This is a genomic window from Klebsiella sp. M5al, from assembly GCF_002090195.1.
Lineage (GTDB): Bacteria > Pseudomonadota > Gammaproteobacteria > Enterobacterales > Enterobacteriaceae > Klebsiella > Klebsiella grimontii.
In genome coordinates, this window is the sequence record NZ_CP020657.1 from 2,791,380 (window position 1) to 2,815,797 (window position 24,418).

The 24,418-nt window shown below is 58.3% G+C and carries 25 protein-coding genes; 15 read left to right on the top strand and 10 right to left on the bottom strand.

Features of this window, described 5'->3' with window-relative positions; genetic code table 11:
* Nucleotides 1–86: 86 nt before the first annotated feature.
* From BWI76_RS13385 to BWI76_RS13395, 3 genes are read right to left on the bottom strand one after another with little or no spacing between them, the layout of a single operon-like run.
* Nucleotides 87–212 carry a DUF2474 domain-containing protein gene (locus BWI76_RS13385; protein ID WP_064510575.1) on the bottom strand — a complete coding sequence of 42 codons (126 nt, stop codon included), beginning with the start codon at nt 210–212 and terminating at the stop codon, nt 87–89.
* Nucleotides 212–1,222, bottom strand: coding sequence for a cytochrome d ubiquinol oxidase subunit II (gene cydB / locus BWI76_RS13390; RefSeq protein WP_024358272.1), 1,011 nt, complete (start codon nt 1,220–1,222; stop codon nt 212–214). The genes BWI76_RS13385 and cydB overlap by 1 nt, the downstream gene beginning before the upstream one ends.
* Nucleotides 1,222–2,619 carry a cytochrome ubiquinol oxidase subunit I gene (locus BWI76_RS13395; protein ID WP_064371736.1) on the bottom strand — a complete coding sequence of 466 codons (1,398 nt, stop codon included), beginning with the start codon at nt 2,617–2,619 and terminating at the stop codon, nt 1,222–1,224. The genes cydB and BWI76_RS13395 overlap by 1 nt, the downstream gene beginning before the upstream one ends.
* Before the next feature lie 326 nt (nt 2,620–2,945).
* On the opposite strand from BWI76_RS13395, the gene BWI76_RS13400 reads away from it, so the two are divergent.
* The 6 genes from BWI76_RS13400 to patD all read left to right on the top strand — a co-directional run bounded on the left by BWI76_RS13400 (nt 2,946) and on the right by patD (nt 10,076).
* A complete protein-coding gene (locus BWI76_RS13400) occupies nt 2,946–4,358 on the top strand; it encodes a PLP-dependent aminotransferase family protein (protein WP_024358270.1) in 1,413 nt (470 codons plus the stop codon).
* Between the two features lie 365 nt (nt 4,359–4,723).
* Nucleotides 4,724–5,869, top strand: coding sequence for a putative ABC transporter substrate-binding protein YdcS (ydcS, locus tag BWI76_RS13405; protein WP_064371737.1), 1,146 nt, complete (start codon nt 4,724–4,726; stop codon nt 5,867–5,869).
* A gap of 19 nt (nt 5,870–5,888) precedes the next feature.
* A complete protein-coding gene (locus BWI76_RS13410) occupies nt 5,889–6,899 on the top strand; it encodes an ABC transporter ATP-binding protein (RefSeq protein WP_064371738.1) in 1,011 nt (336 codons plus the stop codon).
* 1 nt (nt 6,900) lies between these two features.
* Entirely contained in the window at nt 6,901–7,830 is a 930-nt protein-coding gene (locus BWI76_RS13415) for an ABC transporter permease (protein WP_064371739.1), read from the top strand.
* Nucleotides 7,820–8,626: an ABC transporter permease gene (locus tag BWI76_RS13420; protein WP_004138923.1), complete on the top strand. Its 807-nt coding sequence runs from the start codon at nt 7,820–7,822 to the stop codon at nt 8,624–8,626. Before BWI76_RS13415 ends, BWI76_RS13420 begins: the two co-directional genes overlap by 11 nt.
* 22 nt (nt 8,627–8,648) lie before the next feature.
* Nucleotides 8,649–10,076 carry an aminobutyraldehyde dehydrogenase gene (gene patD, locus BWI76_RS13425; protein WP_064371740.1) on the top strand — a complete coding sequence of 476 codons (1,428 nt, stop codon included), beginning with the start codon at nt 8,649–8,651 and terminating at the stop codon, nt 10,074–10,076.
* Nucleotides 10,077–10,436: 360 nt separating this feature from the next.
* Here the strand turns inward: patD and BWI76_RS28110 are convergent, their stop codons facing one another.
* Entirely contained in the window at nt 10,437–10,559 is a 123-nt protein-coding gene (locus tag BWI76_RS28110; RefSeq protein WP_004138919.1) for a small membrane protein, read from the bottom strand.
* A gap of 559 nt (nt 10,560–11,118) precedes the next feature.
* Between BWI76_RS28110 and BWI76_RS13430 the strand changes: the two genes are divergently transcribed.
* Nucleotides 11,119–11,403 carry a hypothetical protein gene (locus BWI76_RS13430; protein WP_004138917.1) on the top strand — a complete coding sequence of 95 codons (285 nt, stop codon included), beginning with the start codon at nt 11,119–11,121 and terminating at the stop codon, nt 11,401–11,403.
* Between the two features lie 52 nt (nt 11,404–11,455).
* Here the strand turns inward: BWI76_RS13430 and yncL are convergent, their stop codons facing one another.
* Entirely contained in the window at nt 11,456–11,548 is a 93-nt protein-coding gene (gene yncL / locus BWI76_RS13435; protein ID WP_004101822.1) for a stress response membrane protein YncL, read from the bottom strand.
* Between the two features lie 196 nt (nt 11,549–11,744).
* On the opposite strand from yncL, the gene BWI76_RS13440 reads away from it, so the two are divergent.
* From BWI76_RS13440 to BWI76_RS13450, 3 genes are all read left to right on the top strand, one after another.
* Complete coding sequence (locus BWI76_RS13440) at nt 11,745–11,918, top strand: GhoT/OrtT family toxin (RefSeq protein WP_004101823.1); 174 nt, start codon at nt 11,745–11,747, stop codon at nt 11,916–11,918.
* Nucleotides 11,919–11,990: 72 nt separating this feature from the next.
* Nucleotides 11,991–12,761, top strand: a complete 771-nt coding sequence (locus tag BWI76_RS13445; protein WP_064371741.1) for an alpha/beta fold hydrolase — start codon at nt 11,991–11,993, stop codon at nt 12,759–12,761.
* Between the two features lie 80 nt (nt 12,762–12,841).
* On the top strand, nt 12,842–14,098 hold the full coding sequence (locus tag BWI76_RS13450) for a putative acyl-CoA thioester hydrolase (protein WP_004138913.1): 1,257 nt from the start codon (nt 12,842–12,844) through the stop codon (nt 14,096–14,098).
* A gap of 3 nt (nt 14,099–14,101) precedes the next feature.
* Here BWI76_RS13450 and BWI76_RS13455 read toward each other — a convergent pair whose 3' ends face one another.
* Entirely contained in the window at nt 14,102–15,535 is a 1,434-nt protein-coding gene (locus BWI76_RS13455; RefSeq protein WP_064371742.1) for an aldehyde dehydrogenase, read from the bottom strand.
* Between the two features lie 269 nt (nt 15,536–15,804).
* Here BWI76_RS13455 and BWI76_RS13460 point away from each other — a divergent pair, with 269 nt between their 5' ends.
* A complete protein-coding gene (locus BWI76_RS13460) occupies nt 15,805–17,403 on the top strand; it encodes an ABC transporter substrate-binding protein (RefSeq protein WP_049086504.1) in 1,599 nt (532 codons plus the stop codon).
* A gap of 16 nt (nt 17,404–17,419) precedes the next feature.
* Nucleotides 17,420–17,653 carry a YdcY family protein gene (locus BWI76_RS13465; protein ID WP_004120770.1) on the top strand — a complete coding sequence of 78 codons (234 nt, stop codon included), beginning with the start codon at nt 17,420–17,422 and terminating at the stop codon, nt 17,651–17,653.
* Between the two features lie 8 nt (nt 17,654–17,661).
* Here the strand turns inward: BWI76_RS13465 and BWI76_RS13470 are convergent, their stop codons facing one another.
* Both BWI76_RS13470 and BWI76_RS13475 read right to left on the bottom strand, forming a co-directional pair.
* Nucleotides 17,662–18,111: a DMT family transporter gene (locus tag BWI76_RS13470; RefSeq protein WP_004138908.1), complete on the bottom strand. Its 450-nt coding sequence runs from the start codon at nt 18,109–18,111 to the stop codon at nt 17,662–17,664.
* Nucleotides 18,108–18,626: a GNAT family N-acetyltransferase gene (locus BWI76_RS13475; protein ID WP_004138905.1), complete on the bottom strand. Its 519-nt coding sequence runs from the start codon at nt 18,624–18,626 to the stop codon at nt 18,108–18,110. Before BWI76_RS13475 ends, BWI76_RS13470 begins: the two co-directional genes overlap by 4 nt.
* Before the next feature lie 276 nt (nt 18,627–18,902).
* Between BWI76_RS13475 and BWI76_RS13480 the strand changes: the two genes are divergently transcribed.
* Nucleotides 18,903–19,478, top strand: a complete 576-nt coding sequence (locus tag BWI76_RS13480; RefSeq protein WP_004138903.1) for a helix-turn-helix domain-containing protein — start codon at nt 18,903–18,905, stop codon at nt 19,476–19,478.
* Nucleotides 19,479–19,543: 65 nt separating this feature from the next.
* Nucleotides 19,544–20,581 (top strand): NADP-dependent oxidoreductase, encoded by a 1,038-nt coding sequence (locus BWI76_RS13485; RefSeq protein ID WP_004138894.1) that lies wholly within the window; start codon nt 19,544–19,546, stop codon nt 20,579–20,581.
* A 44-nt stretch (nt 20,582–20,625) separates the two neighbouring features.
* Here the strand turns inward: BWI76_RS13485 and rihA are convergent, their stop codons facing one another.
* Nucleotides 20,626–21,561, bottom strand: coding sequence for a pyrimidine-specific ribonucleoside hydrolase RihA (gene rihA, locus BWI76_RS13490; RefSeq protein ID WP_024358260.1), 936 nt, complete (start codon nt 21,559–21,561; stop codon nt 20,626–20,628).
* A 291-nt stretch (nt 21,562–21,852) separates the two neighbouring features.
* On the opposite strand from rihA, the gene BWI76_RS13495 reads away from it, so the two are divergent.
* Nucleotides 21,853–22,152 carry a DUF406 domain-containing protein gene (locus BWI76_RS13495; RefSeq protein WP_004138889.1) on the top strand — a complete coding sequence of 100 codons (300 nt, stop codon included), beginning with the start codon at nt 21,853–21,855 and terminating at the stop codon, nt 22,150–22,152.
* Nucleotides 22,153–22,224: 72 nt separating this feature from the next.
* Here the strand turns inward: BWI76_RS13495 and pqqU are convergent, their stop codons facing one another.
* Nucleotides 22,225–24,336 carry a TonB-dependent receptor PqqU gene (gene pqqU, locus BWI76_RS13500; RefSeq protein WP_064371743.1) on the bottom strand — a complete coding sequence of 704 codons (2,112 nt, stop codon included), beginning with the start codon at nt 24,334–24,336 and terminating at the stop codon, nt 22,225–22,227.
* Nucleotides 24,337–24,418: the final 82 nt, after the last annotated feature.

Here is a 24,418-nt window from a genome sequence, read left to right on the forward strand (position 1 = left end):
AAGCCTTTGTCAGCGGCAGCTGACGGAGGGCGAAAAAAAGCCCGACGGCGTGCCGTCGGGCCGAACTCACAACGATACGCGCGCGATCACGATTTCAATCCGGCGGCCGTCATCAGCAGCCGAAATCCCATGCTCACCGCCGCCAGCGCCAGCACGCTGCCTCCCCACAGGGCGACCATCCATAATGTCCGCTTAAGCCATACTCGTTGCATCAGTGATACCCCTCGCCGTGTTGAACTTTGCCGCGAAAAACGTAGTAGCTCCAGAAGGTATAGCCGAGGATCACCGGCAGAATCAGCAGCGCGCCGACCAGCATAAAGCCCTGACTTTGCGGCGGAGCGGCGGCCTGCCAGAGGGTAATGCCCGGCGGAATAATATGCGGCCAGATACTGATCCCCAGTCCGCTAAAGCCGAGAAAGATCAGCCCCAGCGTAAGAACGAACGGTAGCAGGTGGCTGGCGCTGTTGCGAAGCGCTCGCCATAGCCAGGCGCTTATCGCCGCGACCAGCAGAGGCACCGGCAGCAGGAAGAACAGGTTAGGCAAGCTAAACCAGCGCTCGGCGATGGCCGGCTGCGCCAGCGGCGTCCAGATACTGATGGCGACGATTGCCGCCAGCAGCGCCAGCAGCAAACCGCGCGCGGTGACGCGCATATTGTGGTGCAGCGCATTCTCGCTCTTCATCACCAGCCAGCTGGCCCCCAGTAGCGCATAGGCAATGCACAACCCCAGGCCGCAGAACAGGGTAAACGGCGTCAACCAGTCAAACATTCCGCCGCTGAAGCTGCGGCCGCTGACCGCGAAGCCGTTGATCACCGCCCCGACGACCATCCCCTGGGTGAAGGTGGCCAGAATCGACCCGCCCATAAAGGCGCGATCCCAGAACGGGCGGTGCGATGGCGTCGCGTTAAAGCGGAATTCAAAGGCGACGCCGCGGAAAATAAGCCCGATCAGCATCAGGGTGAGCGGGATCGCCAGCGCGTCGATAATCACCGCATAGGCCAGCGGAAACGCGCCGAACAGGCCCGCGCCGCCGAGTACCAGCCAGGTCTCGTTGCCATCCCAGACCGGCGCGACGCTGTTCACCATGACGTCGCGGTCGGAAGCGTCCCGCGTGGTAGCAAATAAAATGCCGATGCCCAGATCGAAGCCGTCCATCACGATATACATCAGGGTGGCGAAGACGATAATCACAAACCAAATAACCGATAAATCGATACCCATTACCAGGACTCCTTCTGCTGTGCATGATCGGTAGCGGCGGAAAGGGGGCGCGCTGGCGTCCCTGACGCGGGCGGCTGCGCTTCCTGCGGCCCTTTGCGAATCAGACGCAGCATATAGCTATAGCCGACGCCGAATACCGAACCGTAGACGACGATAAACGTCAGCAGACTGATCGACATATGCAGGTCGCCGTGCGCCGAGACGGCATCCGCGGTGCGTTGTACCCCGTAGACAACCCACGGCTGGCGGCCCACCTCGGTGGTCACCCAGCCCGCGAGGATAGCGATAAGTCCCGATGGCCCCATCCACAGCGCAAAGCGTAAAAAGGGTCTGGAACGATACAGGCGGCCGCGATAGCGCAGCCACAGCGCCAGCGCGCCGAGCAGGATCATCAGCATCCCTAGCCCGGCCATCAGGCGGAAGGACCAGAATACGATGGTGGCGTTAGGCCGATCTTCCGCGGCGAACTCCTTCAGCGCGGGCACCTGTTTATCCAGGCTGTGGGTGAGGATCAGGCTGCCGAGGACCGGGATTTCCAGACCATAGCGGGTACGCTCCTGCTGCATATCCGGCCAGCCGAACAGCAGCAGCGGGGTGGGCTCACCGGGGGTATTTTCCCAGTGGCCTTCAATCGCCGCGATCTTCGCCGGCTGGTGCTTGAGCGTATTCAGCCCGTGCATATCGCCAATCATGGCCTGAATGGGGGCGACAATCAGCGTCATCCACAGCGCCATGGAGAACATCGCGCGAACGGCGGGCGTATTGTTGCCCCGCAGCAGGTGCCAGGCTGCCGAGGCGCCGACGAACAGCGCGCTGCTGAGAAAGGCCGCCACCGACATATGCAGCAGGCGGTAGGGGAATGACGGGTTAAAGATCACCGCGAACCAGTCCACCGGCACCACCTGGCCATTGACGATCTCAAACCCCTGCGGCGTTTGCATCCAGCTATTGGAGGCGAGGATCCAGAAGGTGGAGATAATCGTCCCCAGCGCGACCATACAGGTGGCGAAGAAGTGCAGGCCCGGCCCGACGCGGTTCCAGCCGAACAGCATGACGCCGAGGAATCCGGCTTCCAGGAAGAAGGCGGTCAGGACTTCATAGGTCAGCAGCGGGCCGGTAATGCTCCCGGCAAACTCGGAGAACCCGCTCCAGTTGGTGCCAAACTGGTAGGCCATCACCAGGCCGGAGACCACCCCCATACCGAAGTTGACGGCGAATATTTTCGACCAGAAGTGGTACAGCGAGCGCCAGGTCGGGTTTTTCGTTTTTAACCATAAGCCTTCGAGTACCGCCAGGTAGCTGGCTAATCCGATGGTAATGGCGGGGAAGATAATATGAAATGACACGGTGAAAGCGAACTGGATCCGCGCCAGGTGAAATGCATCAAGACCGAACATGCAGAGCTCCGCAACAAAATTGATTCAGCGCAATTCTAGGCTTCGTTGATAACGGGTTGCAGGAACAGAAACGCTGTTTTTCCCTATAACAGTTGGGGTCTGTTATGACATTTTGGCAAAACGCAGAATGGCGCTCTCCCGGCCTGCGCTGCGCTTAGCCGGGCTACGGGCTCGCAACCGTCTGCGGGGCGGTAACCCGGACAGGCGCGTCAGCGCCGCCTCCGGGCATGTGTTATTTCACGATACACCATAACAGTTTTTATAAACCACCATCATTTCTCATCTGATATATTATTGACCCTACGAATCGCAACACGGATCGACTGATGAAAAAGTACCAGCGGCTGGCGCAGCAGATTACCGAACAGATCGCGCTTGGGGTGTGGTTACCCGGCGACAGGCTGCCCTCGCTGCGCGAACAGGTGGTAAGCAGCGGAATGAGTTTTATGACCGTCAGCCACGCCTATCAGCTGCTGGAGAGCCAGGGACGTATCATCGCCCGCCCGCAGTCCGGCTATTATGTCGCGCCGCAGCCCACTAAACCGCGTCAGCCCGCGCCGCCTGCGCAGGTAACGCGTGATGAGGCGGTGGATATCAATACCTACATTTTCGAGGTGCTGCAGGCCAGCCGTCAGGCATCGATGCTGCCCTTTGCCTCCGCGTTTCCCGACCCGCGCCTGTTCCCGCTGCCGCAGCTCAACCGATCGCTGGCGCAGGTGAGCAAAACCGCTACCGCCATGAGCGTGATTGAAAATCTGCCGCCGGGGAATGATGAACTTCGCCACGCCATTGCCCGACGCTACGCGCTGCAGGGAATGAATATCTCGCCGGATGAAATCGTCATTACCGCCGGGGCGCTGGAGGCGTTAAACCTTAGCCTGCAGGCCGTCACCGAACCCGGCGATTGGGTGGTGGTGGAAAACCCCTGCTTCTACGGGGCGCTGCAGGCGCTGGAGAGGCTGCGCCTCAAGGCGCTGTCGGTGGCGACCGACGTCAAAGAGGGGATTGATCTCGACGCGCTGGAGCAGGCATTGCAGAACTATCCGGTTAAAGCCTGCTGGCTGATGACCAACGGGCAAAACCCGCTCGGTTTTACCCTCAGCGCGGGGAAAAAAGCGCGGCTGGTGGCGCTGCTGGCGCGCTATAACGTGATGCTGATTGAAGATGATGTGTACAGCGAGCTCTACTTTGGCCGTGAGAAACCGCTGCCGGCAAAGTACTGGGATCGCGACGATATGACGCTGCACTGCAGCTCCTTCTCCAAATGTCTGGTCCCCGGATTCCGTATCGGCTGGGTGGCGGCGGGTAAGCACGCCCGACGTATTCAGCAGCTACAGCTGATGAGCACCCTCTCTACCAGTTCGCCAATGCAGCTGGCGCTGGTGGATTACCTCTCGACCAAGCGCTATGACGCCCATTTGCGGCGTTTGCGCCGCCAGCTTGCCGAGCGCAAGCAGCTGGCCTGGCAGGCGCTGCTGCGTCATCTTCCGGCAGAGGTGAAAATTCATCATAGCGATAGCGGCTATTTTCTCTGGCTTGAGCTCCCCACCGGGAGCGATGCGGGGGAACTGAGCGCCCGCGCGCTGGCGTATAACATCAGCATTGCGCCGGGGAAAATGTTTTCCACCACCGCCAGCTGGACCGCATTTTTCCGCTTTAATACCGCCTGGGGCTGGGGCGAAAAAGAAGAACAGGGGGTTAAACGGCTGGGCGAACTGATTCGCGAGATGCTGACTTGACTAAAACTGCGCCCGTCAGGCATGCGCGGCAGCGGTTAAAAGGGAGGGCACCACGCTGCGGTTTTGTTTATATCCGGCACTTATCCGCTGCCGAAAAATAAGCCACGGAAGGCTCTCAGGTATCATGCCGGTTATTATTTTACCGGCACGAGCCATAGGAAATTTGCATAGTCGTATTATCTCGCTAACTCCTTGTCTATAATCCATAAAGTTATCGCGTGAATCTCGTTTTTTGCGTAATGCGCCCCTTGTCACAACCTGAATAAATTTCCCCGGGGGGCCATAGCGCGCCGTCTACTGTTATTAAGGGAGATATTTTTACGGCACGGCTGCCGCTCATTTTCTTGTGACAGGAGTAAGACCCGATGAGCAATAAAATTGCCCGTGGCAGCCTATGCGTGCTGGGTATGGTTTTCCTGACGGCGCAGGCCGCCGAGCCGCCGACTTCTCTCGATAAAGGCGAAGGCCGTCTCGATATTATCGCCTGGCCGGGATACATCGAACGGGGACAGACCGATAAAAGCTACGACTGGGTCAGCCAGTTTGAAAAAGAGTCAGGCTGTCAGGTCAATGTTAAAACCGCCGCCACATCCGACGAGATGGTCAGCCTGATGGCGAAAGGCGGTTATGACCTGGTCACCGCCTCCGGCGACGCTTCGTTGCGCCTGATTATGGGCAAACGCGTACAGCCAATTAACACCGCGCTGATCGCCAACTGGAAGTCCCTCGACCCGAGGGTGGAAAAAGGCGCGTGGTTCAACGTCAACGGTAAGGTTTACGGCACTCCGTACCAGTGGGGGCCGAACCTGCTGATGTACAACACGAAAACCTTCCCGACGCCGCCGGATAGCTGGAGCGCGGTGTTCGTCAAACAAAACCTGCCGGACGGCAAAACCAACCTGGGCCGGGTGCAGGCCTATGACGGGCCGATCTATATTGCCGACGCTGCGCTGTTTGTCAAAGCCACTCAGCCGCAGCTCGGCATCACCGATCCCTATCAGCTCACTGAAGCGCAATATCAGGCGGTACTCAAAGTTCTGCGCGATCAGCACGCCCTGATTCATCGCTACTGGCACGATACCACCGTACAGATGAGTGATTTTAAAAACGAAGGCGTCGTGGCCTCCAGCGCCTGGCCGTATCAGGCCAACGGCCTGAAAGCGGAAGGCCAGCCGATTGCCACCGTTTTCCCGAAAGAGGGCGTCACCGGCTGGGCGGATACCACCATGCTGCATAGCGAAGCCAAACATCCGGTCTGCGCCTATAAATGGATGAACTGGTCGCTGACGCCGAAAGTCCAGGGCGATGTCGCCGCCTGGTTTGGTTCGCTGCCGGTGGTTCCAGCAGGGTGTAAAGCCAGTACGCTACTGGGAGATAAGGGCTGCGAGACCAACGGCTACAACGAGTTCTCCAAAATCGCGTTCTGGAAAACGCCGGTCGCGGAAGGCGGGAAATTCGTGCCCTACAGCCGCTGGACCCAGGACTACATCGCGATTATGGGCGGTCGTTAAGTGGCCGGAGGCGAACAATATGCACGCGGTAGAGTTCGATAATGTTTCGCGGCTGTACGGCGACGTACGGGCGGTGGATGGCGTCAGCATCGCCATTCGCGACGGTGAGTTTTTCTCCATGCTGGGGCCCTCCGGCTCCGGCAAAACCACCTGCCTGCGCCTGATTGCCGGGTTTGAACAGCTCTCTGGCGGCGCGATTCGCATTTTTAATAAACCGGCCAGCGAGCTTCCGCCGTGGCAGCGCGACGTCAATACCGTTTTTCAGGATTACGCGCTGTTTCCGCATATGTCGGTGCTCGATAACGTCGCCTACGGGCTGATGGTCAAAGGGATCGGCAAAAAGGAGCGGCACGCCCGCGCGATGGAGGCGCTGGAGAGGGTCGCGCTCGCGTTTGTGCACGCGCGCAGGCCATCGCAGCTTTCCGGCGGCCAACGCCAGCGGGTGGCGATCGCCCGCGCGCTGGTAAATCAGCCGCGGGTCCTGCTGCTGGATGAGCCGCTCGGCGCGCTGGATTTAAAACTGCGTGAACAGATGCAGCTGGAGCTGAAAAAACTGCAGCAGGCGCTGGGCATCACCTTTATTTTTGTGACCCATGACCAGGGGGAAGCGCTGTCGATGTCCGATCGCGTGGCGGTGTTTAATAACGGGCGAATCGAACAGATTGATGCGCCCCAGGACCTCTATCTGCGGCCGAAAACGGCGTTTGTGGCTGGCTTTGTCGGTACCGCCAACGTGTTCAGCGGAGAACGGGCGCACAAGCTCTGCGCGATGGCGGGATCCTGGTCGCTGCGTCCGGAGCATATTCGCCTGAATGCCGCCGGCGAGATCCAGATTGCGGGCGTGGTGCAGGCGGTACAGTATCAGGGGGCCGCGACCCGGGTCGAGCTCAAGCTGGCCGATGGCGAGAAGCTGTTGGTGAGCCAGGCGAACGTTGATGGTCACGCCGCGTTAAACGCGCCGCCGGTGGGGCAAACGGTGCTGGCTTCGTGGTCGCGCGCGGCGATGGTGCCGCTGGAGAGCGGGGGCTGATATGACGATGGCGAGTCCGTCCGCTTCTCCCGGGCGCTTATCCGCGCTGTTCTGGCGTAAACCCTCGCTGGCCCTGTTTTTGCTTCTACTTGGCCCACTGATGTGGTTCGGCATTGTCTATCTGGGATCGTTGTTGACCCTGCTATGGCAAAGTTTCTACACCTTCGACGATTTCACCATGTCGGTGACCCAGGACCTGACGCTGGCCAATTTGCGGGCGCTGTTTAACCCGGCAAACTACGACATCATTCTCCGTACCCTGATGATGGCGCTGTCGGTAACGATCGCCAGCGCGATCCTGGCATTGCCTATGGCCTGGTATATGGCCCGCTATACCCGCGGCAAGATGAAGGCGTTTTTCTATATCGCCGTGATGCTGCCGATGTGGGCGAGCTATATCGTCAAAGCCTATGCCTGGACGCTGCTGCTGGCGAAAGATGGCGTCGCGCAGTGGTTTCTGCGCCATCTGGGGCTGGAAAGCCTGCTGAGCCTGGTGCTGACGATCCCGGCGGTAGGCGGCAATACGCTGTCGACTTCCGGTCTGGGCCGCTTTCTGGTGTTCGTCTATATCTGGCTGCCGTTTATGATCCTGCCGGTGCAGGCCGCGCTGGAGCGCCTGCCGCCGTCGCTGCTTCAGGCCTCCGCCGATCTTGGCGCCCGTCCGCGCCAGACCTTCCGCTACGTGGTGCTGCCGCTGGCGATTCCCGGCATTGCCGCGGGATCGATTTTTACCTTTTCCCTGACGCTCGGCGATTTTATCGTCCCACAGCTGGTGGGGCCGCCGGGGTTTTTTATCGGCAATATGGTCTATTCCCAGCAGGGGGCGATTGGCAATATGCCGATGGCGGCGGCCTTTACCCTCGTGCCGATCGTGCTAATTGCCCTTTATCTGGCGTTCGTGAAACGTCTGGGAGCGTTTGATGCACTCTGAACGCGCGCCGCTGCTCCTGAAGGTGGCAACCTGGGGCGGGGTGATCTTCCTGCATTTCCCGCTGCTGATTATCGCCCTCTATGCGTTTAATACCGAAGACGCCGCCTTCAGCTTTCCGCCGCAGGGCCTGACGCTGCGCTGGTTTAGCGCAGCGGCGGGGCGCGGCGATATTATCGAGTCCGTGACGTTGTCACTTAAGATTGCCGCGCTTTCCACCACCATCGCGCTGGTCCTTGGCACGTTGGCTGCAGGTGCGCTGTGGCGCAGCGCGTTTTTTGGCAAGAACGCCGTGTCGTTACTGCTGCTGTTGCCGATAGCGTTGCCGGGCATTATTACCGGACTGGCGCTGCTTACCGCCTTTAAGGCTGTCAATCTGGAGCCGGGACTGCTGACGATAGTCGTGGGCCACGCGACCTTCTGCGTCGTGGTGGTGTTTAACAACGTGATTGCCCGCTTTCGCCGGACCTCCTGGAGCCTGGTGGAAGCGTCGATGGACTTAGGCGCAACGGGCTGGCAAACCTTTCGCTACGTGGTGCTACCCAATCTGGGTTCGGCGCTGCTGGCGGGGGGGATGCTGGCGTTTGCCCTGTCGTTTGATGAAATTATCGTTACCACCTTTACCGCCGGACACGAGCGTACGCTGCCGCTCTGGCTGCTCAATCAGCTCGGACGCCCGCGCGATGTCCCGGTCACCAACGTGGTCGCGCTGCTGGTGATGGTGGTGACGATGATTCCGATTCTGGGGGCCTGGTGGCTCACCCGTGACGGCGACATCAGCGCTGAAAACGGAAAATAAAATACCGATACAGGATAATGCTATGCAAAATAACCTTTTGATTAACGGTAAGTTAGTGGCTGGGGAAGGCGAGGCTGTGCCGGTGTTTAATCCTGCCACCGGTGAAGAGATCGTGTCGATTGCCGAAGCCACGGCGGCGCAGGTTGAGGCCGCGGTTGAGGCCGCAGACCAGGCCTTTATCAGCTGGAGCCAGACCACGCCCAGGAGCCGCGCCGAATGCCTGCTGGCACTGGCGAACGTGATTGACGAACATGCGCAGACGCTGGCTAAGCTTGAATCGCTCAACTGCGGCAAGCCTCTGCACTGCGTGATCAACGATGAACTGCCGGCGGTCGCCGATGTGTTCCGCTTCTTTGCCGGGGCGGCGCGCTGTCTGCCGGGTATGGCGGCGGGTGAGTATCTCGAAGGCCACACCTCCATGATTCGCCGCGATCCGGTTGGCGTGGTGGCCTCCATCGCGCCGTGGAACTACCCGCTGATGATGGCGGCCTGGAAACTGGCCCCGGCGCTGGCCGCCGGCAACTGCGTGGTGATCAAACCTTCGGAGATTACCCCCTTGACCGCGCTGAAGCTGGGCGAACTGGCAAAAGAGATTTTCCCCGCCGGGGTGCTTAACGTGCTGTTTGGCCGCGGCGCTACCGTCGGCGATCCGCTCACCGCCCATGCGAAGGTGCGCATGGTGTCGTTGACCGGTTCGATTGCCACCGGCGCGCATATTATCGGCCACACCGCGTCGTCGATTAAGCGTACCCATATGGAACTGGGCGGGAAAGCGCCGGTTATCGTCTTTGATGATGCGGATATCGACGCGGTGGTGGAGGGCGTACGGACCTTTGGTTTCTATAATGCCGGTCAGGACTGCACCGCCGCCTGCCGGATTTACGCCCAGGCCGGGATTTATGACCAGCTGGTGGAAAAACTCGGCGCCGCGGTTGCCAGCCTGAAGATGGGCCCGCCGGAAGATGAGACCACCGAACTGGGGCCGCTGAGTTCGCAGGCGCATCTGGACCGGGTCAGCGCCGCCGTCGATGCCGCCCGCGCGCTGCCGCATATTCAGGTGATCGCCGGCGGCAGCAAAGCGCCCGGTAACGGCTACTACTACCAGCCGACGCTGCTGGCGGGAGCCAGGCAGGAAGATGCGATCGTCCAGCGCGAGGTCTTCGGCCCGGTCGTCAGCATCACCTCGTTTACTGATGAAGAGCAGGCGCTGAGCTGGGCCAACGATTCGCAGTATGGTCTGGCTTCGTCGGTGTGGACCCGGGATGTCGGCCGAGCGCATCGCCTTAGCGCGCGTTTGCAATATGGTTGCACCTGGGTCAACACCCATTTCATGCTGGTCAGCGAAATGCCGCACGGCGGGCAGAAGCTTTCCGGCTACGGCAAGGATATGTCGATGTACGGCCTGGAGGATTACACCACTATCCGGCACGTAATGATTAAACACGGGTAGGGCACGGTTGTGATAATTGCGGCGTGGACAAATTACCGTGCTAATAGTTAGCAATAGCAGAAAAAGTTAAAACGGGAGCGGGGATTTATGAGAATATTCTCATGCCCCTTCAAGAGCTAAGCCATGATGAGTGCCGGAGATAAGCGCCGGATGGGGCTGGTTTCCTTCCCCGGGGCGCGCGATGCGCCCTGAGCGGGAAGCCGCGATATGACGCTACTCATTCTCGAGCCCCTGCATCACCTGCAGGGGCTTTTTGTTGTTCAGGCGCTACGGGTTTGTTACTGCGAGTTTGCCCGATGTCATGCGATCGCGTATTTATTACGTATCAAGACATCTATTTTTTGGCAAATGATAATCAGGCTAACGTTTTGTTTTTTTGCTCGGTAAACTCGCCTGGCGACGCTCGCGAACGTAGGAAAAAAGATTATAAATTGCAGCAATTAATAAAATTAACGCCACAATAAGAACGGCGATTCCGGACATGTGCCACCTCAAAAATAAATGAGTAAAAAACAAGCTTCGCATAACTTGTGATTATGAATGTATGATTTTGTGCTAAATAACGCAAATGATATTTCTTATCATTTAAAATAATCTTCAGGCTTTAGACTATCATTTTCCGATATAACCTATTGATATATTAATTATTTTTGTGAGTCTGTTCATTTTTCATAAATCCTTGCCGCCGCTGACCCTGCTAATAATGATGATCGCAATACGTTCTTGCGAACCTGCGTGTATAAAGAATAATGAACAATTACCCCGCGCGATGAAAAGCGCATTCGCTTTCAGCAATACCGTGTCGTGCGGCTTACGACGCATGGGGCATATTTATAGTTGGAATTAGGCCTATTATTTATAATGGTATTTACGGCGGCCGGGGTGATTATTATCTCCGACGGTAGCGATTTAACATTGGCGATATTTAATCGCCCATTTTCACCTTTAAGCTTAGGGTGAATGTAATTTTTTTTGTTAAATTTGCGGGCATCATTACGGCTAATAAGCCATGCGCCGGGCGTTTGACTTTCTATAGCCGCTCATGCGAACATTCGGCGCAATTTGTTGCTTCGAAGTTGATATTGTTTTGAATAAAATAGCGTGTTTTCTCTTTGTGGCCTGCGCCACGGCGATACTTTACGGCAATTTTCCGGCCAAACAGATTATTGGCTGTGAAAAGCAGGGTGGCGCGGAATCGATCTGCATAGCGGCCGCGTGGGATAGTGAAAAAGTCGATCTGCTGCCGGCATGGAATCCCGACGTTCAAAAGCTAATGGTCGCGCAAAAGCGTACGCTTGCAGCGGAGGCGGGGTCTTTCAAATCGTAAAAAAGCAGCCTGACCAGGCTGCTTTTTTAGGTTTCGCTGCTGAGTAAAATCTTTAAAACCAACCAAAACGAACGGATAACAGGCCGATAAGCGCAAGTGCCGCGCCGACATTTATCAGAAGGACGGTTTTGCTGGAAACATCCATAACGCCACCTTTATGAATAAGCCTCTACAGTTATAGTACGCGCTTAAAGGTTGCGCTATCGGACAAAGATGAATCGGGCGTTTTTCCGAAATTAACGCTGTTGTGTGTTTTAAAATGTCATAATCTCTGACGCACTCTGGGGTGCGAAAAGGCATCGCGATATGCGTAAATGCCAGTCAGGGAAGGAAGAAGAAAAATGACTTTATACCAGAAAATGCTGGTTTTTTATGCAGTTATGGGCTGTATCTGTGCGGTAATAAGCTGGTTCTTAACCAAAGAGAGCCGCTGGATCCGCCTGCTGGCGGCGCTGCTGATTGGCGCGACCTGGCCGTTCAGTTTTCCAATGGCGCTGCTGGTCTCCCTGTTTTGATTTAAAAATCGATAGCTCACCTTTCGTTATGACTGTATAAAAAAACAGGCATAATTAAATGGAAGCTTTTCGATGAACGGTTTTTATTCTCCTCAGGCTGGCGCCACCGTGCGCTGGCTCGATCTACCCGGTTACGGCGAACCCATTGTGTTTATCCACGGCCTGGGCTGTGCCTCAAGCTATGATTATCCGCGCGTTGCTGCCGACCCGGCGCTGGCCGGGCGGCGAATGATCCTTGTCGATTTACCCGGTTTCGGCTATAGCGATAAACCTGAATCCTTCAGCTACCGTATCGCCGATCAGGCCGCGGTAGTGGTCGAGCTGGTGGATCGCTTAGCCCTTGAACGCTGCTATTTATTTGGTCACAGCATGGGCGGCAGCGTCGCGATTGAAGCGGCCGGGCGCCTTGCCGGACGGGTGCGGGCGTTGCTGGTAGCCGAGCCCAATCTCTATCCCGGGGGTGGAATGTACAGCAGGCGCATCGCCGGGCAAACGGAAGAACGCTTTATTGCCCGCGGCTACGCCGAAATGCTGTCCGCCGAAACCTCGCCCTGGGCCGGCTGCCTGCAAAACAGCGCCCCCTGGGCGGTGTGGCGCGGCGCGGCCAGCCTGGTGAAGGGCGCTAATCCCTCCTGGTTCGCGCGCTTTGTCAATTTATCCTGCCCCAGAGCGCTGATATACGGAGCGTTTTCGCTGCCTGCCCGGGAAGCGACGGAGAGTGAAGCCGCCGGGATCCCGCTGCTGGTGATACCGCAGGCCGGGCATTCCATGGCGTGGGAAAACCCCTCAGCGCTGGCGCGTACGCTGGCCGATTTTTACGCCGGTATTGAGGCAGAAGCCTGATTCGTGATCGCTATATACAAAAAGAAACGATATTTCATTTATTTTGATTTTTCGTTTCTTTTATTTTTGGCGAGTGCGAAATGCGAAAAATCACTATCCTGGGTATCTCGGCTTTACTCTGTACACCGCTGCTTCTGCAAGGGTGCGTGTCGCAAAATCCGCGCGGGACAGCCTCCCGCCCGCAGCTTACGGCGGCGGAAGCGGCAACCTTCACCATGGAACGCTATTTTGCAAAAGGCGGCGCGTTGAGTGCCCCCGATGGCCCCTGGTCGCCATCGCCTGCGCGTCTCCCGCGGGCCGAAAGCGCGTGGCGCGTGGCGCCGTCGGGTGCGCCGTTCACCCGCATTCAGCAGGCGGTCAACGCGGCAATCAACCAGCATGCGGCCGGTGATGAGCGTATCTATATCCGCATTGAACCGGGTATCTATCGGGAGACGGTCTATATCCCTGAAGGGGCGCCGCCGATAACCCTCTACGGCGCCGGGGATAATCCTCAAGCGGTGAGAATAGAGCTGGCGATAGACTCGCAGTTCCCGGTATCGCGCTATCGCCAGCAGGTGAATAGCCAGCAACAGTATCGTGAAGGCGATCCGGCATGGTATCAGTATGCGCTGTGCGCCGGACGTACTGCCAGGACGATAGGCACCAACTGCGCGGCGGTGATGTGGTCGCAAAGCGCGGATTTTCAACTGCTGAACCTCAGCGTAGTCAATAGCCTGCTCGACACCGTCGACGGTGCGACCCATCAGGGCGTGGCGCTGCGGACGGATGGCGATCGGGGGCAGCTGGAGAACGTCCGTCTGCTGGGACGCCAGGATACGCTCTATGTCAATACCAGCAATCGGCGCAATGAGGCGGGGACCGACCGTATCAGCCGGGTATATGTCAAAGACAGCTATGTAGAAGGCGATGTGGACTATGTTTTTGGCCGGGCAAACGTGGTTTTTGATAATGTCCATTTTCACACCGTCTCAACGCGCCGCTCGCCCGAAGCTTACGTGCTTGCGCCGAATACGTTGCCGGATAACCCGTGTGGATTTTTGGTGATCAACAGCCGTTTTACCGGCGATAGCGGCTATCGGGGCGGCTTCAAGGCGAAGCTGGGCCGCGCCTGGGATCAGGGGGCGGGCAAGACCGGCTATTTACCCGGAAAAACCGCTAACGGTCAGGCGCTTATCGCCAACAGTACTATCGATCAAAGCTACGATCGGCTTTCCCCCTGGGGCGCTGCGGCCACCACCTCCCGGCCGTTCCGCGGCAATCCCGCCGCAGAACGTCAGCTTGATGATGTTGCCTTCAATCGCCTGTGGGAATTCAATAACCACTGGCAGCCCTGAGGCTTAAAACGGTAGCTCGCGCGGGACCGTTTGCAGCGTTATCCAGCGTAGCTCGGTAAACTCCGCCACCCCCGCGCGTCCGCCAAAGCGGCCGTAGCCCGACGATTTGCAGCCGCCAAACGGCATTTGCGCCTCATCATGCACGGTGGGGCCGTTAATGTGGCAAATGCCGGTTTGCAGATTTTGCGCCAGGTTCCACGCCCGGGCGCTGTCCCGGCTGTAGATCGCCGACGAGAGGCCATATTCGCTTTCATTGGCGACGGCCAGCGCTTCGGCTTCATCCTGAACGCGAATAATCGATTTCACCGGGCCAAAGGACTCCTCATGCCAGATGCGCATCTCGCGGGTGACGCCATCGAGCAGGGTGGCGCGCATCTGCGTTGAGTCGGACATGCCACCTGCGAGCAGGCGCGCGCCTTTCGCCAGCGCGTCCTCTATTAGCGCGTTGCAGCGGGCGACGGTTCTCATCTCCACCACCGGACCGAGAAGGCTGGCGGGCAGGGCGGCGGCTCGTTTGGCCAGCAGCGCCACGAACGGTTCCGCGACGGCGGCATCGACGATGATGCGCTCGGTTGACATGCAGATTTGCCCGGCGTTGGCGAAGGCGCCAAAAATTGCCCCTGCCGCGGCCTGTTCGAGGTCAGCGTCATCCAGCACCAGCAGCGGCGCTTTGCCGCCCAGTTCCAGTATCGCGGGTTTCAGATGTTCACCGCAGGTGCGGGCGATTATCCGCCCCACCGGCGTCGAACCGGTGAAATTGATGCGGCGTACGGCGGGGTGGGCGATCAGGGACTCCACCAGCGCAGGCGCGTCGGCGGGGGGACAGGTCAGATAATTGACCACCCCGGCGGGAAAGCCTGCCGCTGCCAGGGCATCGATGATCAACCCCTGGGTTGCCGGAGACAGCTCCGCGCCTTTGAGGATAACCGTATTTCCACAAGCCAGCGGCGTGGCGATAGCGCGGGTCGCCAGGATTAATGGCGCGTTCCACGGCGCCATGCCGAGCACGACTCCCGCGCCCTGGCGGATGGCCAGCGCCAGATTTCCCGGCACGTTGGAGGGGATCACCTGGCCCTCGATTTGCGTGGTCAGCGCGGCGGCTTCACGCAGAATATCGGCGGCCAGGTGGACGTTAAAACCGGCCCAGTGCGCGGTGGCCCCCGTTTCTGCCGCCATCGCGGCAATAAACTTCGCCTCGCGGCGCAGCATCTCTTCTGCGGCTTCCAGCAGCAGGCGTCGGCGTTCGGCGGGGACCGTGTCGCGCCACTGCGGGAACGCCGCGCCCGCGGTATCGGCGCAGCGACGAGCGTCCGCCAGGCTGGCGGCGCTGGCAACGGAGGCGGTCTCTTGCGTCAGCGGATTGTTGCGGGTAAAGGTGCCGCGGCCTTCGGCATCGTGCCACTGGCCGTTGGTGTACAGGCTGCAGGTTATGGTCATTGTTATCTTCTCCTGACGTTACGATTTGCCGAGTGTACCGGGTGGCGCGGAAGCGCGATGCCGGCGGGGCGGTTATCGCCCGCTTTTTTCGTAACCTTCCGCACGCTTCACATTTATTGCTGGATTCAATAACGTCAAACGAGCGGATGTAGAATTAATCGGCGAAAACGCGGTTTTTAGCATAACCTGATAGCAATTGATTATTTGCCGGTTGAATCCTCCTGTGCTGTTATTAAAGCACTTATAACAAATTCATAAGGCTTATAACCATGTCTACAGGGAAAACGCTGCTTGCGCTGGCGTTGAGCGCACTCTTTCCGGCGGCCAGCGCCTGGGCGGCGGGAAACGATACGCTGGTCTACTGCTCCGAAGCTTCGCCGGAATCTTTCAACCCGCAGATTGCCAGTTCGGGCCCATCGTTCGTCGCCAGTTCTCAGGTGCTTTATAACCGCCTGATAAACTTCGATCCGGTGAAAAACACGCCAATTCCTTCGCTGGCGACCGAATGGAGCGTCTCGCCGGACGGCAAAACCTGGACTTTCACCCTGCGTAAGGGCGTGCAGTTCAACAGCAACAAATTCTTTAAGCCGACCCGCGATTTCAACGCCGATGACGTGCTGTTCTCGGTGCTGAGGCAGAAAGATGCCAACCATCCGTACCATAATGTTTCTCAGGGGCATTACGAATACTTTCATGACGTTGGGCTGGATAAGCTGATCAAAGAGGTTAAAAAGCTCGATGATTACCACGTCCAGTTTGTACTGAGCGAACCCAACGCGGCGTTCCTCGCCGACTGGGGCATGGATTTTGCGTCGATACTCTCCTCTGAATATGCTGATGCGATGCTGAAAAAAGGGACGCCGGAGTATGTCGATACCTGGCCTGTCGGCACCGGACCTTACGCGCTGCAGCAATATAAAGCGGATTCGCAGATCCGCTATATCGCCAATCCGCACTACTGGGACGGTGAAGTGCCGACCAAACACCTGATCTTCTCGATCACGCCGAACGTTGAGACGCGGCTGGCGAAGCTGCAAACCAATGAGTGCCAGATTATTCCCGCGCCGTCGCCGGTACAGTTCCCGGTGATTAAGGGCAATAAAGATCTGGCGTTGCATTCGGTAGAAGCGCTCAACGTTGGTTATCTGGCCTTTAATACCGAGAAAAAGCCGTTTGATAATGTTCTGGTGCGTCAGGCGCTGAACTACGCGACCGACAAGCAGGCGATCGTGAAAGCGGTGTTCCTCGACTCCGGCAGCGTCGCGAAATCACCGATCCCCGCCAATATGCTCGGCTATAAGAAAGATCTACCGGACTACGACTACGATCCGCAAAAAGCGAAAGACCTGCTTAAGCAGGCCGGACTGGAGAAGGGGGCCGAAGTGACCCTGTGGTCGATGCCGGTGCAGCGTCCCTATAACCCCAATTCGCGCCGTATTGCCGAGATGATCCAGAATGACTGGAGCAAGGTCGGGATTAAAGCCAAAATCGTCACCTATGAGTGGGGGGAATATCTCGCCGGAATGCGTAAAGGCGAGCACGACAGCGCGCTGTTTGGCTGGATGTCCGATAACGGCGATCCGGATAACTTCGCCGGCACCCTGCTAAGCTGCGATAACATCAAAACCGGCTCTAACGTTGCCCGCTGGTGCGATAAGTCCTACGATGCGCTGGTGAAAAAGGCTATCCTGGTCAGCGATCCGCAGGCGCGGGCTAAGCTATACGGCGAGGCGCAGACGATTTTTCAGCAGCAGGCCCCCTGGATCACCCTGGCGACCGGGAAGACCTTCTACGCGACGCGCAGCAACGTCAGCGGCTACAGCGTGAGCCTGATGGGCAGCGATTTTTCCAAAGTTAAACTCAACTAAGCTGCAAGGAGAAAACATGTCGCATCTGGATGAGGTCGTCGCCCGCGTGGACGCCGCGATTGCCGAAAGCGTCATTACCCATATGAATGAATTGCTGATCGCGCTGAGCGATGACGCGGAGCTGGGGCGGGAAGAGCGCTACGTTCAGCAGCAGCGTTTGCGGACCGCCATCGCCCACCATGGCCGCCAGCAGCATGAGGAGCAGGAAGCGCGCCGCGAGCAGCTAACCCGCGGCGGCGAAATTCATTAGTCAAGCCGTTAGAACTGGCGTCTGGCCACCAGCCAGGCGCCGACCACCAGCATCACCGCGCCGCAGAGCGGGCCAATCAGCGCGCGAAGCGGGACGTGGTGCGCACGAATCAGATCCATCACTAACCCCCCCGCCAGCTGGCTGGCAATCAATACCGCAATGGTGGTTGCCGCTCCGACGTTCTGATAGCCGCTGATGCTGGCGAAGACAAAGAACGAGCCTAGCAAACCGGGAATGAGCGTCCACCACTTTACGCTAACCGCCAGCTCCTGAAACCCCGCCGCGCCGTGCTTAAGCAGCAGGATGGTCACGAAAATCACGATGCCGACCAGCGAGTTAAGCAGCATGGCGATCAGAATGGTCGATGCGGACTGGGTAATGCGCACCATCAGCGTGTTTTGCAGCACCAGCCCGACGCCAGCGGCAACTAAACAGGCGAGGGTTAGCGTTTGATTCATGCGCTACCGTCCGGATCGCGGCGATCGTCAAGCTGCAGCTGCATAAAGGTCAGATCCAGCCAGCGGCCAAATTTGGTGCCAACCTGCGGCATTTGCCCGGTGGTGATAAAGCCCAGGGTATCATGCAGATGCAGTGAAGCCTGATTTTGCGCCTCAATACCGGCAACCATAACGTGCTTATTCAACCGCTTAGCCTCGGCGATGAGGGCGACCAGCAGACGGCGGCCCAGCCCTTGGCCCTGATGATCGGGGTGAACATAGACCGAATGCTCGACGGTGTGGCGAAAGCCGTCAAAGGCGCGCCAGTCGCCGAAGGAAGAATAACCGGTAATTACGCCGTTTTCTTCGCTGACCAGCACCGGATAGCCGACGAGCTGTCGGGCCTCAAACCAGGCAATACGGTTGTCGGTATCGACGGTATTGTCGTTCCAGATAGCGGCGGTATGCAGTACCGCATGGTTGTAGATTTCAGCGATTGCCGCGCAATCGTCTTTGCTGGCATGGCGGATGGTCATGGTAACCCTCAAGGCTTGTACACTATAGTAGTACGATATTATTACAATAATGTACGCAAGGCTGTCACCTGTTTTAGGCAGAAATTTTTATCCTCGGCTGACCGGCGTCGGATACGCGATTTCTTTTCATTTATTGCCGTAACGCCGTTTACATTAACGGATTGAATGACTCTCCGTGTTTGCCCGGCCGATTATTACGCCGGGCTTTTTCATTTTCATTCCCGGTGCCGGGCGTCTGGTTGTGCAAACAGGCGGGCTACACTATAGTATTACGCTATGAATACTATAGAAGACAATCTTAACCAGCGCATCAGCGCACGTATCCGAATCGAGCGGGAATCCCGCGGCTGGTCGCTCAGCGAACTGGCGGAGCGGGCGGGGGCGTCGCGGGCGATGATCCACAAGATCGAGCGCGGCGAAAGCAGCCCGACGGCATCGATGCTGGGACGGTTATCCGGCGCTTTCGGCATTAGCATGTCGACGCTGATCGCCAGGGCGGAGATGCAGGAAGGCAAGCTGCTGCGCTTTGCCCATCAGCCGGTGTGGCGCGACCCGCAGAGCCACTATCTGCGGCGGCACGTTTCGCCGCGTAGCGACCTGCCAATCGACCTGGTGCAGGTGGAGCTTCCGGCGGGCAGCGATGTGCCGATGCCTGCGTCATCCTACGCCCAGGCCCGGCAGCTGATCTGGCTACAGCAGGGCGAGCTGGTGTTTATCGAAGGCAACGCGCGACACGAGATGCGGGCGGGGGACTGCCTGGAGCTCGGGCCGCCTAACGACTGCCGCTTTATTAATGAAACCACGCAGCCCTGCGTCTATCTGGTCGTCCGACTCAATCAATCTGCCTCATAATGTCAATGCGCGCTGCCGGGAAAGCAGCTAGCCTCAATACAGACTTGTCAAAAGAGGAGTGTGTTATGGCTTTCAATCCGCAACGCCACCGCCGCTGGCTGCTGGCATCGCGTCCGCACGGCGAGCCAACCGGGGATAACTTCCGCCTGGAAGAGGGCGAGGTCGCGTCTCCCGGGCCGGGGCAGCTGCTGCTGCGCACCGTCTTTCTGTCATTGGATCCCTATATGCGCGGGCGGATGAGCGACGCGCCTTCCTATTCGCCGCCTGTCGCCATTGGTGCGGTGATGGTCGGCGGCACCGTGAGCCGCGTGGTGACATCGAACCACGCCGATTTTCAGCCCGGCGACTGGGTGCTGGGCTACGGCGGCTGGCAGGATTATGAACTTTCCGACGGCAGCGGGCTGGTGAAATTAGGCGACAGTCCTGAACACCCTTCGTGGGCGCTGGGGATCCTCGGCATGCCCGGCTTTACCGCCTATATGGGGCTGCTGGATATTGGTCAGCCGAAAGCGGGCGAGACGCTGGTGGTCGCCGCCGCCACCGGGCCGGTTGGCGCAACGGTCGGACAGATCGCGAAGCTGAAAGGCTGCCGCACGGTGGGCATCGCCGGCGGCAGCGAGAAGTGCCGCTATGCGGTAGAAACTCTCGGCTTCGACGTCTGTGTCGATCATCGCGCGCCCGATTTCGCCGTCAAACTGCTTGAAGCCTGCCCGCAGGGGATCGATATCTACTATGAGAACGTCGGTGGGAAAGTGTTCGATGAAGTTCTGCCGTTGCTGAATACCTCGGCCCGCGTGCCGGTTTGCGGCCTGGTCAGCGGCTACAACGCCACCGCGCTGCCCGACGGCCCGGATCGCTTGCCGCTGCTGATGGCGACGATCCTCAAAAAACGCATCCGCATGCAGGGCTTTATTATCGGCCAGGATTACGGTCACCGGATTGCCGAGTTCCAGCAGGAGATGGGGCGCTGGGTGCAGGCAGGGAAAATCAAATACCGCGAGCAGGTCGTTGACGGCCTGGAGAACGCGCCGCAGGCGCTCATCGGTCTGCTGAAGGGCGAGAACTTCGGTAAGGTGGTGGTTCGCGTCTCTCCGGACGAGTAACCGCTTACCCGGCAGGCGTCGCGCCTGCCGGGCTTTATGATGATTTACGCGTAAAACGCCAGCCGCTCGGCCAGCAGGTCAACAAACGCCTGGCGATCGACATCGAGCATCACCGTAGCGTTCGGCTGCTTACCGGTCAGATTGTAAAAATCGACGACCGTCATCCCCTGAGTATATTTCCCCTGCGTTTCCACGCCGACCCAGCGTTCAACGGTGGTAAACATCTCCGGCTTCAGCAGCCAGGCAATGGTGCACGGGTCGTGCAGCGGCGCGCCGACAAAGCCCCATTTCTCATCCTTGTGGTACTCAAGAAAGAAGTCGAGCAGTTCGGCGACGATGGTGGATATCGGGTTGCCGATACGGCGGAAACGCTCGATATCCTCAACGTGGATTTGCGCTTTATGGGTGACGTCTAACCCGGCCATCACCACCGGAAGGCCGGACTGGAAAACGATCTCCGCGGCTTCCGGGTCGACGTAGATATTAAATTCGACCGCCGGCTGCCAGTTCCCCAGCACCATTGCGCCGCCCATAATCACAATACGCTCGATTTTGGCATGCAGTTCCGGATGGCTGTTGAGCAGCAGGGCGACGTTGGTTTGCGGGCCGGTGGCAACGATCGTGACCGGTTCGACGCTGTCGCGCAGGATGTTGGCCATCAGCTCGACGGCGGTGCAGCTTTGCGCGGCAAAGCCCGGCTCCGGCAGCGCCGGGCCGTCAAGACCGCTCTCGCCATGCACGTTGTCGGCGATAATCAGCTCCCGCATTAGCGGCTTAAGCGCGCCGCCGGCGACCGGGATATCCGGGCGTTTAAGCAGGGTGAGCATGCGCAGTACGTTACGCAGCGTTTTGTCCGGGGTCTGGTTTCCCGCGGAGGACGTCACGGCTTTTACATCGAGTTCGGGTGAGGCGAGGGCAAGAACGAGGGCAATCGCGTCATCATGACCCGGATCGCAATCGATAATGACTGGCAGTGCCATGGCAGCTCCTTGTTGGCGTTATTTTGTGACAAGGGTAACGCCGCAAAGCGCCATAGACGAGGCTCAACGCAGAATAGTGTGATGGCGTGCACGATTGAGCGCGACATAACGCGACGCTTGCCAACATAGCTGCTTGATCTGTGCGCAATCAGGAGGTAGCCATGCGGTGGCGCAAGAAGTCGCTTCCCGCGGAGGCCTATAATGATAAAACGACGCAACCATACAAATATTAATGGTTTGCTTTCCGCCAACGGATTCTTATTCTAAAGAAAACTCCAGGAGATAATCGCAATGAAAGATGTGGTAGATAAATGCAGTACCAAAGGCTGTGCCATCGACGTAGGCTCGATTATTGATAATGAGGACTGCGTCTGGCGGGTTGAGAAAAACTTCGCCAGCCGCGAAGAGGCCGAGTCCACCATCGCGGCGGTCCGCGAACGTGCCCTGGCCGCCGCGCCCGCCAGCGAGCCGCCGCAGGTCGATTATACCATCGCGCCCGCCGGTGATGAGGCAAAGCTTGAGGCTTCCATTGCCTTCTCCTGCCAGGCGGAAAAGATCATTTTCGAATTGTCGTTAAGAAACGTTATTTAACGTAGCGAGCGCCCACGGCTAACCCTCAACAGGATCCTGCGTGCGATTCCGTTGAGGTGCCGTGGTCAAGCGTTACTCAAACCGCCATGCCAGGTTTAGCCCGATACCATAGTTACGGCCCGGCGCCGGTTCGTAGTAGCGGCCGTTGGATTCATTCACGATAACCGAGCCCGCGTAGCTGCGGTCGAACAGGTTATCTACCCGGCCAAACAGATCCATATCCATCTTGCCGTAGCTCCATTTATAGCCGGTCGTCAGGCCGACCACCGTCCAGGACGGCGCTTTGGCGGTGTTCTCATCGTTTGCCATAATATCGCTCATATAGCGAATATCGCTGCCCGCGTACCAGCCTTTCTCGGGCTGATAGCCGAAGGAGGCGTAGCCCATATTACGGGCGATCCCCGGAATACGATTGCCTTTACAGCTGGCATCGTCGCAGACGTTGGTACGATAGGTCGCATCCAGCCAGGTCCAGGCCGCTTTTAAACGCCAGCTCTCGCCGAACTGCTGATCCAGCCCCAGCTCCATCCCCTGACGGCGCGTTTTACCGGCGTTTTTATAGCTGGTGCGCCCGCCGCTGCTGGCGTCGACGACAATCTCATTATCGGTATCGGTCTGGAATAGCGCGGCGGTCAACAGGCCGTTGCCGATTCGCGCTTTGCTGCCAATTTCAACGGTTTCGTTGGTGGACGGCTGCAGGCCAAAGTTCAGCCCGCCCTGGTCGCCGGAGCGGTAGGAAAGCTCATTGATGGTCGGCGTTTCGAAACCGCGGCCGGCGGAGACGTAGACGTTCCAGGCATCGGTTACCGCGTATTTCAGCGAGCCCGCCGGCAGCCATTTATGATAGCTGGCCTCGCCGCTGTCATCGCCGTTACCCGGCGTAACGTAATAATCGTTGGAATCAAACCACACCGAACTGTAGCGCACGCCGGCGTCGAGAGAGAGTTTCTCGGTGAGCTGCCACTGGGTTTGCAAATAGGGGTCTACGTTCCACATCAAATTGCGTTCGTTGCGGCGCAGGTCGCCCTTTTCACCGTACTGCGGCGCGCCGTTGCTCATGACAAAATTTTCATAACCCTTACGGCGCTCGGTCATGGTTTCATAATCAAGTCCGGTGGTAAAGGTGACCGGCACCAGCAGCTCGCCGCGATGGGTCCAGCGGGTATCAATCCCCTGATAGTGGCGCGTCAGGTCGATCACGCCGCCAGCATGGGTGGGTTTGAGCTGCGGAGCGCGAGGAATCGACTGATATTGCGTGGTTTCACGCTCGCCGGCGTACATCATCACGCTCAGATCGTCCTGATCGCTCAGCTGGCGCTCGTAGCGCAAACCGGCCTGGGTCTGTTTTATGGTTTTGCGGGTATTGTACTGATCGCCTCTTGGCGACTGGCGCGGGTTATTTTGCCATTCGTCATAGCTCAGGCCGCCCGCGTCATTAGCTTTAATATCCACGCTGTTAAACAGCAGGGTCAGTTTGCTGTCGTCATTAATGCGCACGCCGAGCTTCGCGTTGGCGAGGTTCTTACGCGCGCCGCTATGGTCGCGGGAGCCGTGAGTGGTGAAGCGGTTGGTGGAAACCACATAGTCGACATCGCCCGCATGGCTGCCGTCGCCGACCGCGCCGGTCGCTTTCATACCGTAATGCCAGGTACCGAAGCTGCCGTAGTAGCTGCTGGCTTCGATAGTGGGCGGCTGGCTGCCGGTCTGGGTGGTGGCGTTAATCACCCCGCCGGAGGAGTTGCCGTACAGGGCGGAAAAAGGCCCGCGCAGTACTTCGAGCGAATCGAGGCTGCCAATATCAATATTCGAGGTTTGTCCCTGGCCATCAGGCATGGTGGCCGGAATGCCGTCGACGTAAATTCGCAGCCCACGCACGCCGTAGGTGGAGCGGGAGCCGAAGCCACGAATCGAAAGCTGCAGATCCTGCGCATAGTTCTGACGGTTTTGCACCTGTAGCCCCGGTACCGCGCCCAGCGACTCGGAAAGGTTGACCCGCGGCGCGGCCTGGCGCATCTCGTCGCCGTTAACCACGCTTACGGCGGCGGGAGTATCGAGTTCAGAAACCGCCGACGGTGCGGCGGTAACCACCATGGACTGTTCAGCGGCGTGGGCGATTGGCGCTGAAGAAATAAGCGGCAGAAGCAGTGCGGGGAGCGCGGCGGCGCGCACGGAAAGGATTTTCATCAAAGTTACTCGCAAAACGAACCAAACGGAACATATGTATATATGTTAACTCTTTTGTAAATTTTTTGAAAAGACTTAACAG

Coding starts and splice junctions, on each gene's coding strand:
- BWI76_RS13475 (WP_004138905.1), bottom strand. CDS start 18,626: ATGACCATCCGCCATGCCAGCAAAGACGATTGCGCGGCAATCGCTGAA.
- BWI76_RS13470 (WP_004138908.1), bottom strand. CDS start 18,111: ATGAATCAAACGCTAACCCTCGCCTGTTTAGTTGCCGCTGGCGTCGGG.
- BWI76_RS13420 (WP_004138923.1), top strand. CDS start 7,820: ATGCACTCTGAACGCGCGCCGCTGCTCCTGAAGGTGGCAACCTGGGGC.
- BWI76_RS13415 (WP_064371739.1), top strand. CDS start 6,901: ATGACGATGGCGAGTCCGTCCGCTTCTCCCGGGCGCTTATCCGCGCTG.
- BWI76_RS13395 (WP_064371736.1), bottom strand. CDS start 2,619: ATGTTCGGTCTTGATGCATTTCACCTGGCGCGGATCCAGTTCGCTTTC.
- BWI76_RS13460 (WP_049086504.1), top strand. CDS start 15,805: ATGTCTACAGGGAAAACGCTGCTTGCGCTGGCGTTGAGCGCACTCTTT.
- BWI76_RS13495 (WP_004138889.1), top strand. CDS start 21,853: ATGAAAGATGTGGTAGATAAATGCAGTACCAAAGGCTGTGCCATCGAC.
- BWI76_RS28110 (WP_004138919.1), bottom strand. CDS start 10,559: ATGTCCGGAATCGCCGTTCTTATTGTGGCGTTAATTTTATTAATTGCT.
- cydB (WP_024358272.1), bottom strand. CDS start 1,222: ATGGGTATCGATTTATCGGTTATTTGGTTTGTGATTATCGTCTTCGCC.
- BWI76_RS13410 (WP_064371738.1), top strand. CDS start 5,889: ATGCACGCGGTAGAGTTCGATAATGTTTCGCGGCTGTACGGCGACGTA.
- BWI76_RS13445 (WP_064371741.1), top strand. CDS start 11,991: ATGAACGGTTTTTATTCTCCTCAGGCTGGCGCCACCGTGCGCTGGCTC.
- BWI76_RS13480 (WP_004138903.1), top strand. CDS start 18,903: ATGAATACTATAGAAGACAATCTTAACCAGCGCATCAGCGCACGTATC.
- BWI76_RS13450 (WP_004138913.1), top strand. CDS start 12,842: ATGCGAAAAATCACTATCCTGGGTATCTCGGCTTTACTCTGTACACCG.
- pqqU (WP_064371743.1), bottom strand. CDS start 24,336: ATGAAAATCCTTTCCGTGCGCGCCGCCGCGCTCCCCGCACTGCTTCTG.
- ydcS (WP_064371737.1), top strand. CDS start 4,724: ATGAGCAATAAAATTGCCCGTGGCAGCCTATGCGTGCTGGGTATGGTT.
- BWI76_RS13485 (WP_004138894.1), top strand. CDS start 19,544: ATGGCTTTCAATCCGCAACGCCACCGCCGCTGGCTGCTGGCATCGCGT.
- BWI76_RS13400 (WP_024358270.1), top strand. CDS start 2,946: ATGAAAAAGTACCAGCGGCTGGCGCAGCAGATTACCGAACAGATCGCG.
- BWI76_RS13455 (WP_064371742.1), bottom strand. CDS start 15,535: ATGACCATAACCTGCAGCCTGTACACCAACGGCCAGTGGCACGATGCC.
- BWI76_RS13440 (WP_004101823.1), top strand. CDS start 11,745: ATGACTTTATACCAGAAAATGCTGGTTTTTTATGCAGTTATGGGCTGT.
- BWI76_RS13430 (WP_004138917.1), top strand. CDS start 11,119: ATGCGAACATTCGGCGCAATTTGTTGCTTCGAAGTTGATATTGTTTTG.
- rihA (WP_024358260.1), bottom strand. CDS start 21,561: ATGGCACTGCCAGTCATTATCGATTGCGATCCGGGTCATGATGACGCG.
- BWI76_RS13465 (WP_004120770.1), top strand. CDS start 17,420: ATGTCGCATCTGGATGAGGTCGTCGCCCGCGTGGACGCCGCGATTGCC.
- patD (WP_064371740.1), top strand. CDS start 8,649: ATGCAAAATAACCTTTTGATTAACGGTAAGTTAGTGGCTGGGGAAGGC.
- yncL (WP_004101822.1), bottom strand. CDS start 11,548: ATGGATGTTTCCAGCAAAACCGTCCTTCTGATAAATGTCGGCGCGGCA.
- BWI76_RS13385 (WP_064510575.1), bottom strand. CDS start 212: ATGCAACGAGTATGGCTTAAGCGGACATTATGGATGGTCGCCCTGTGG.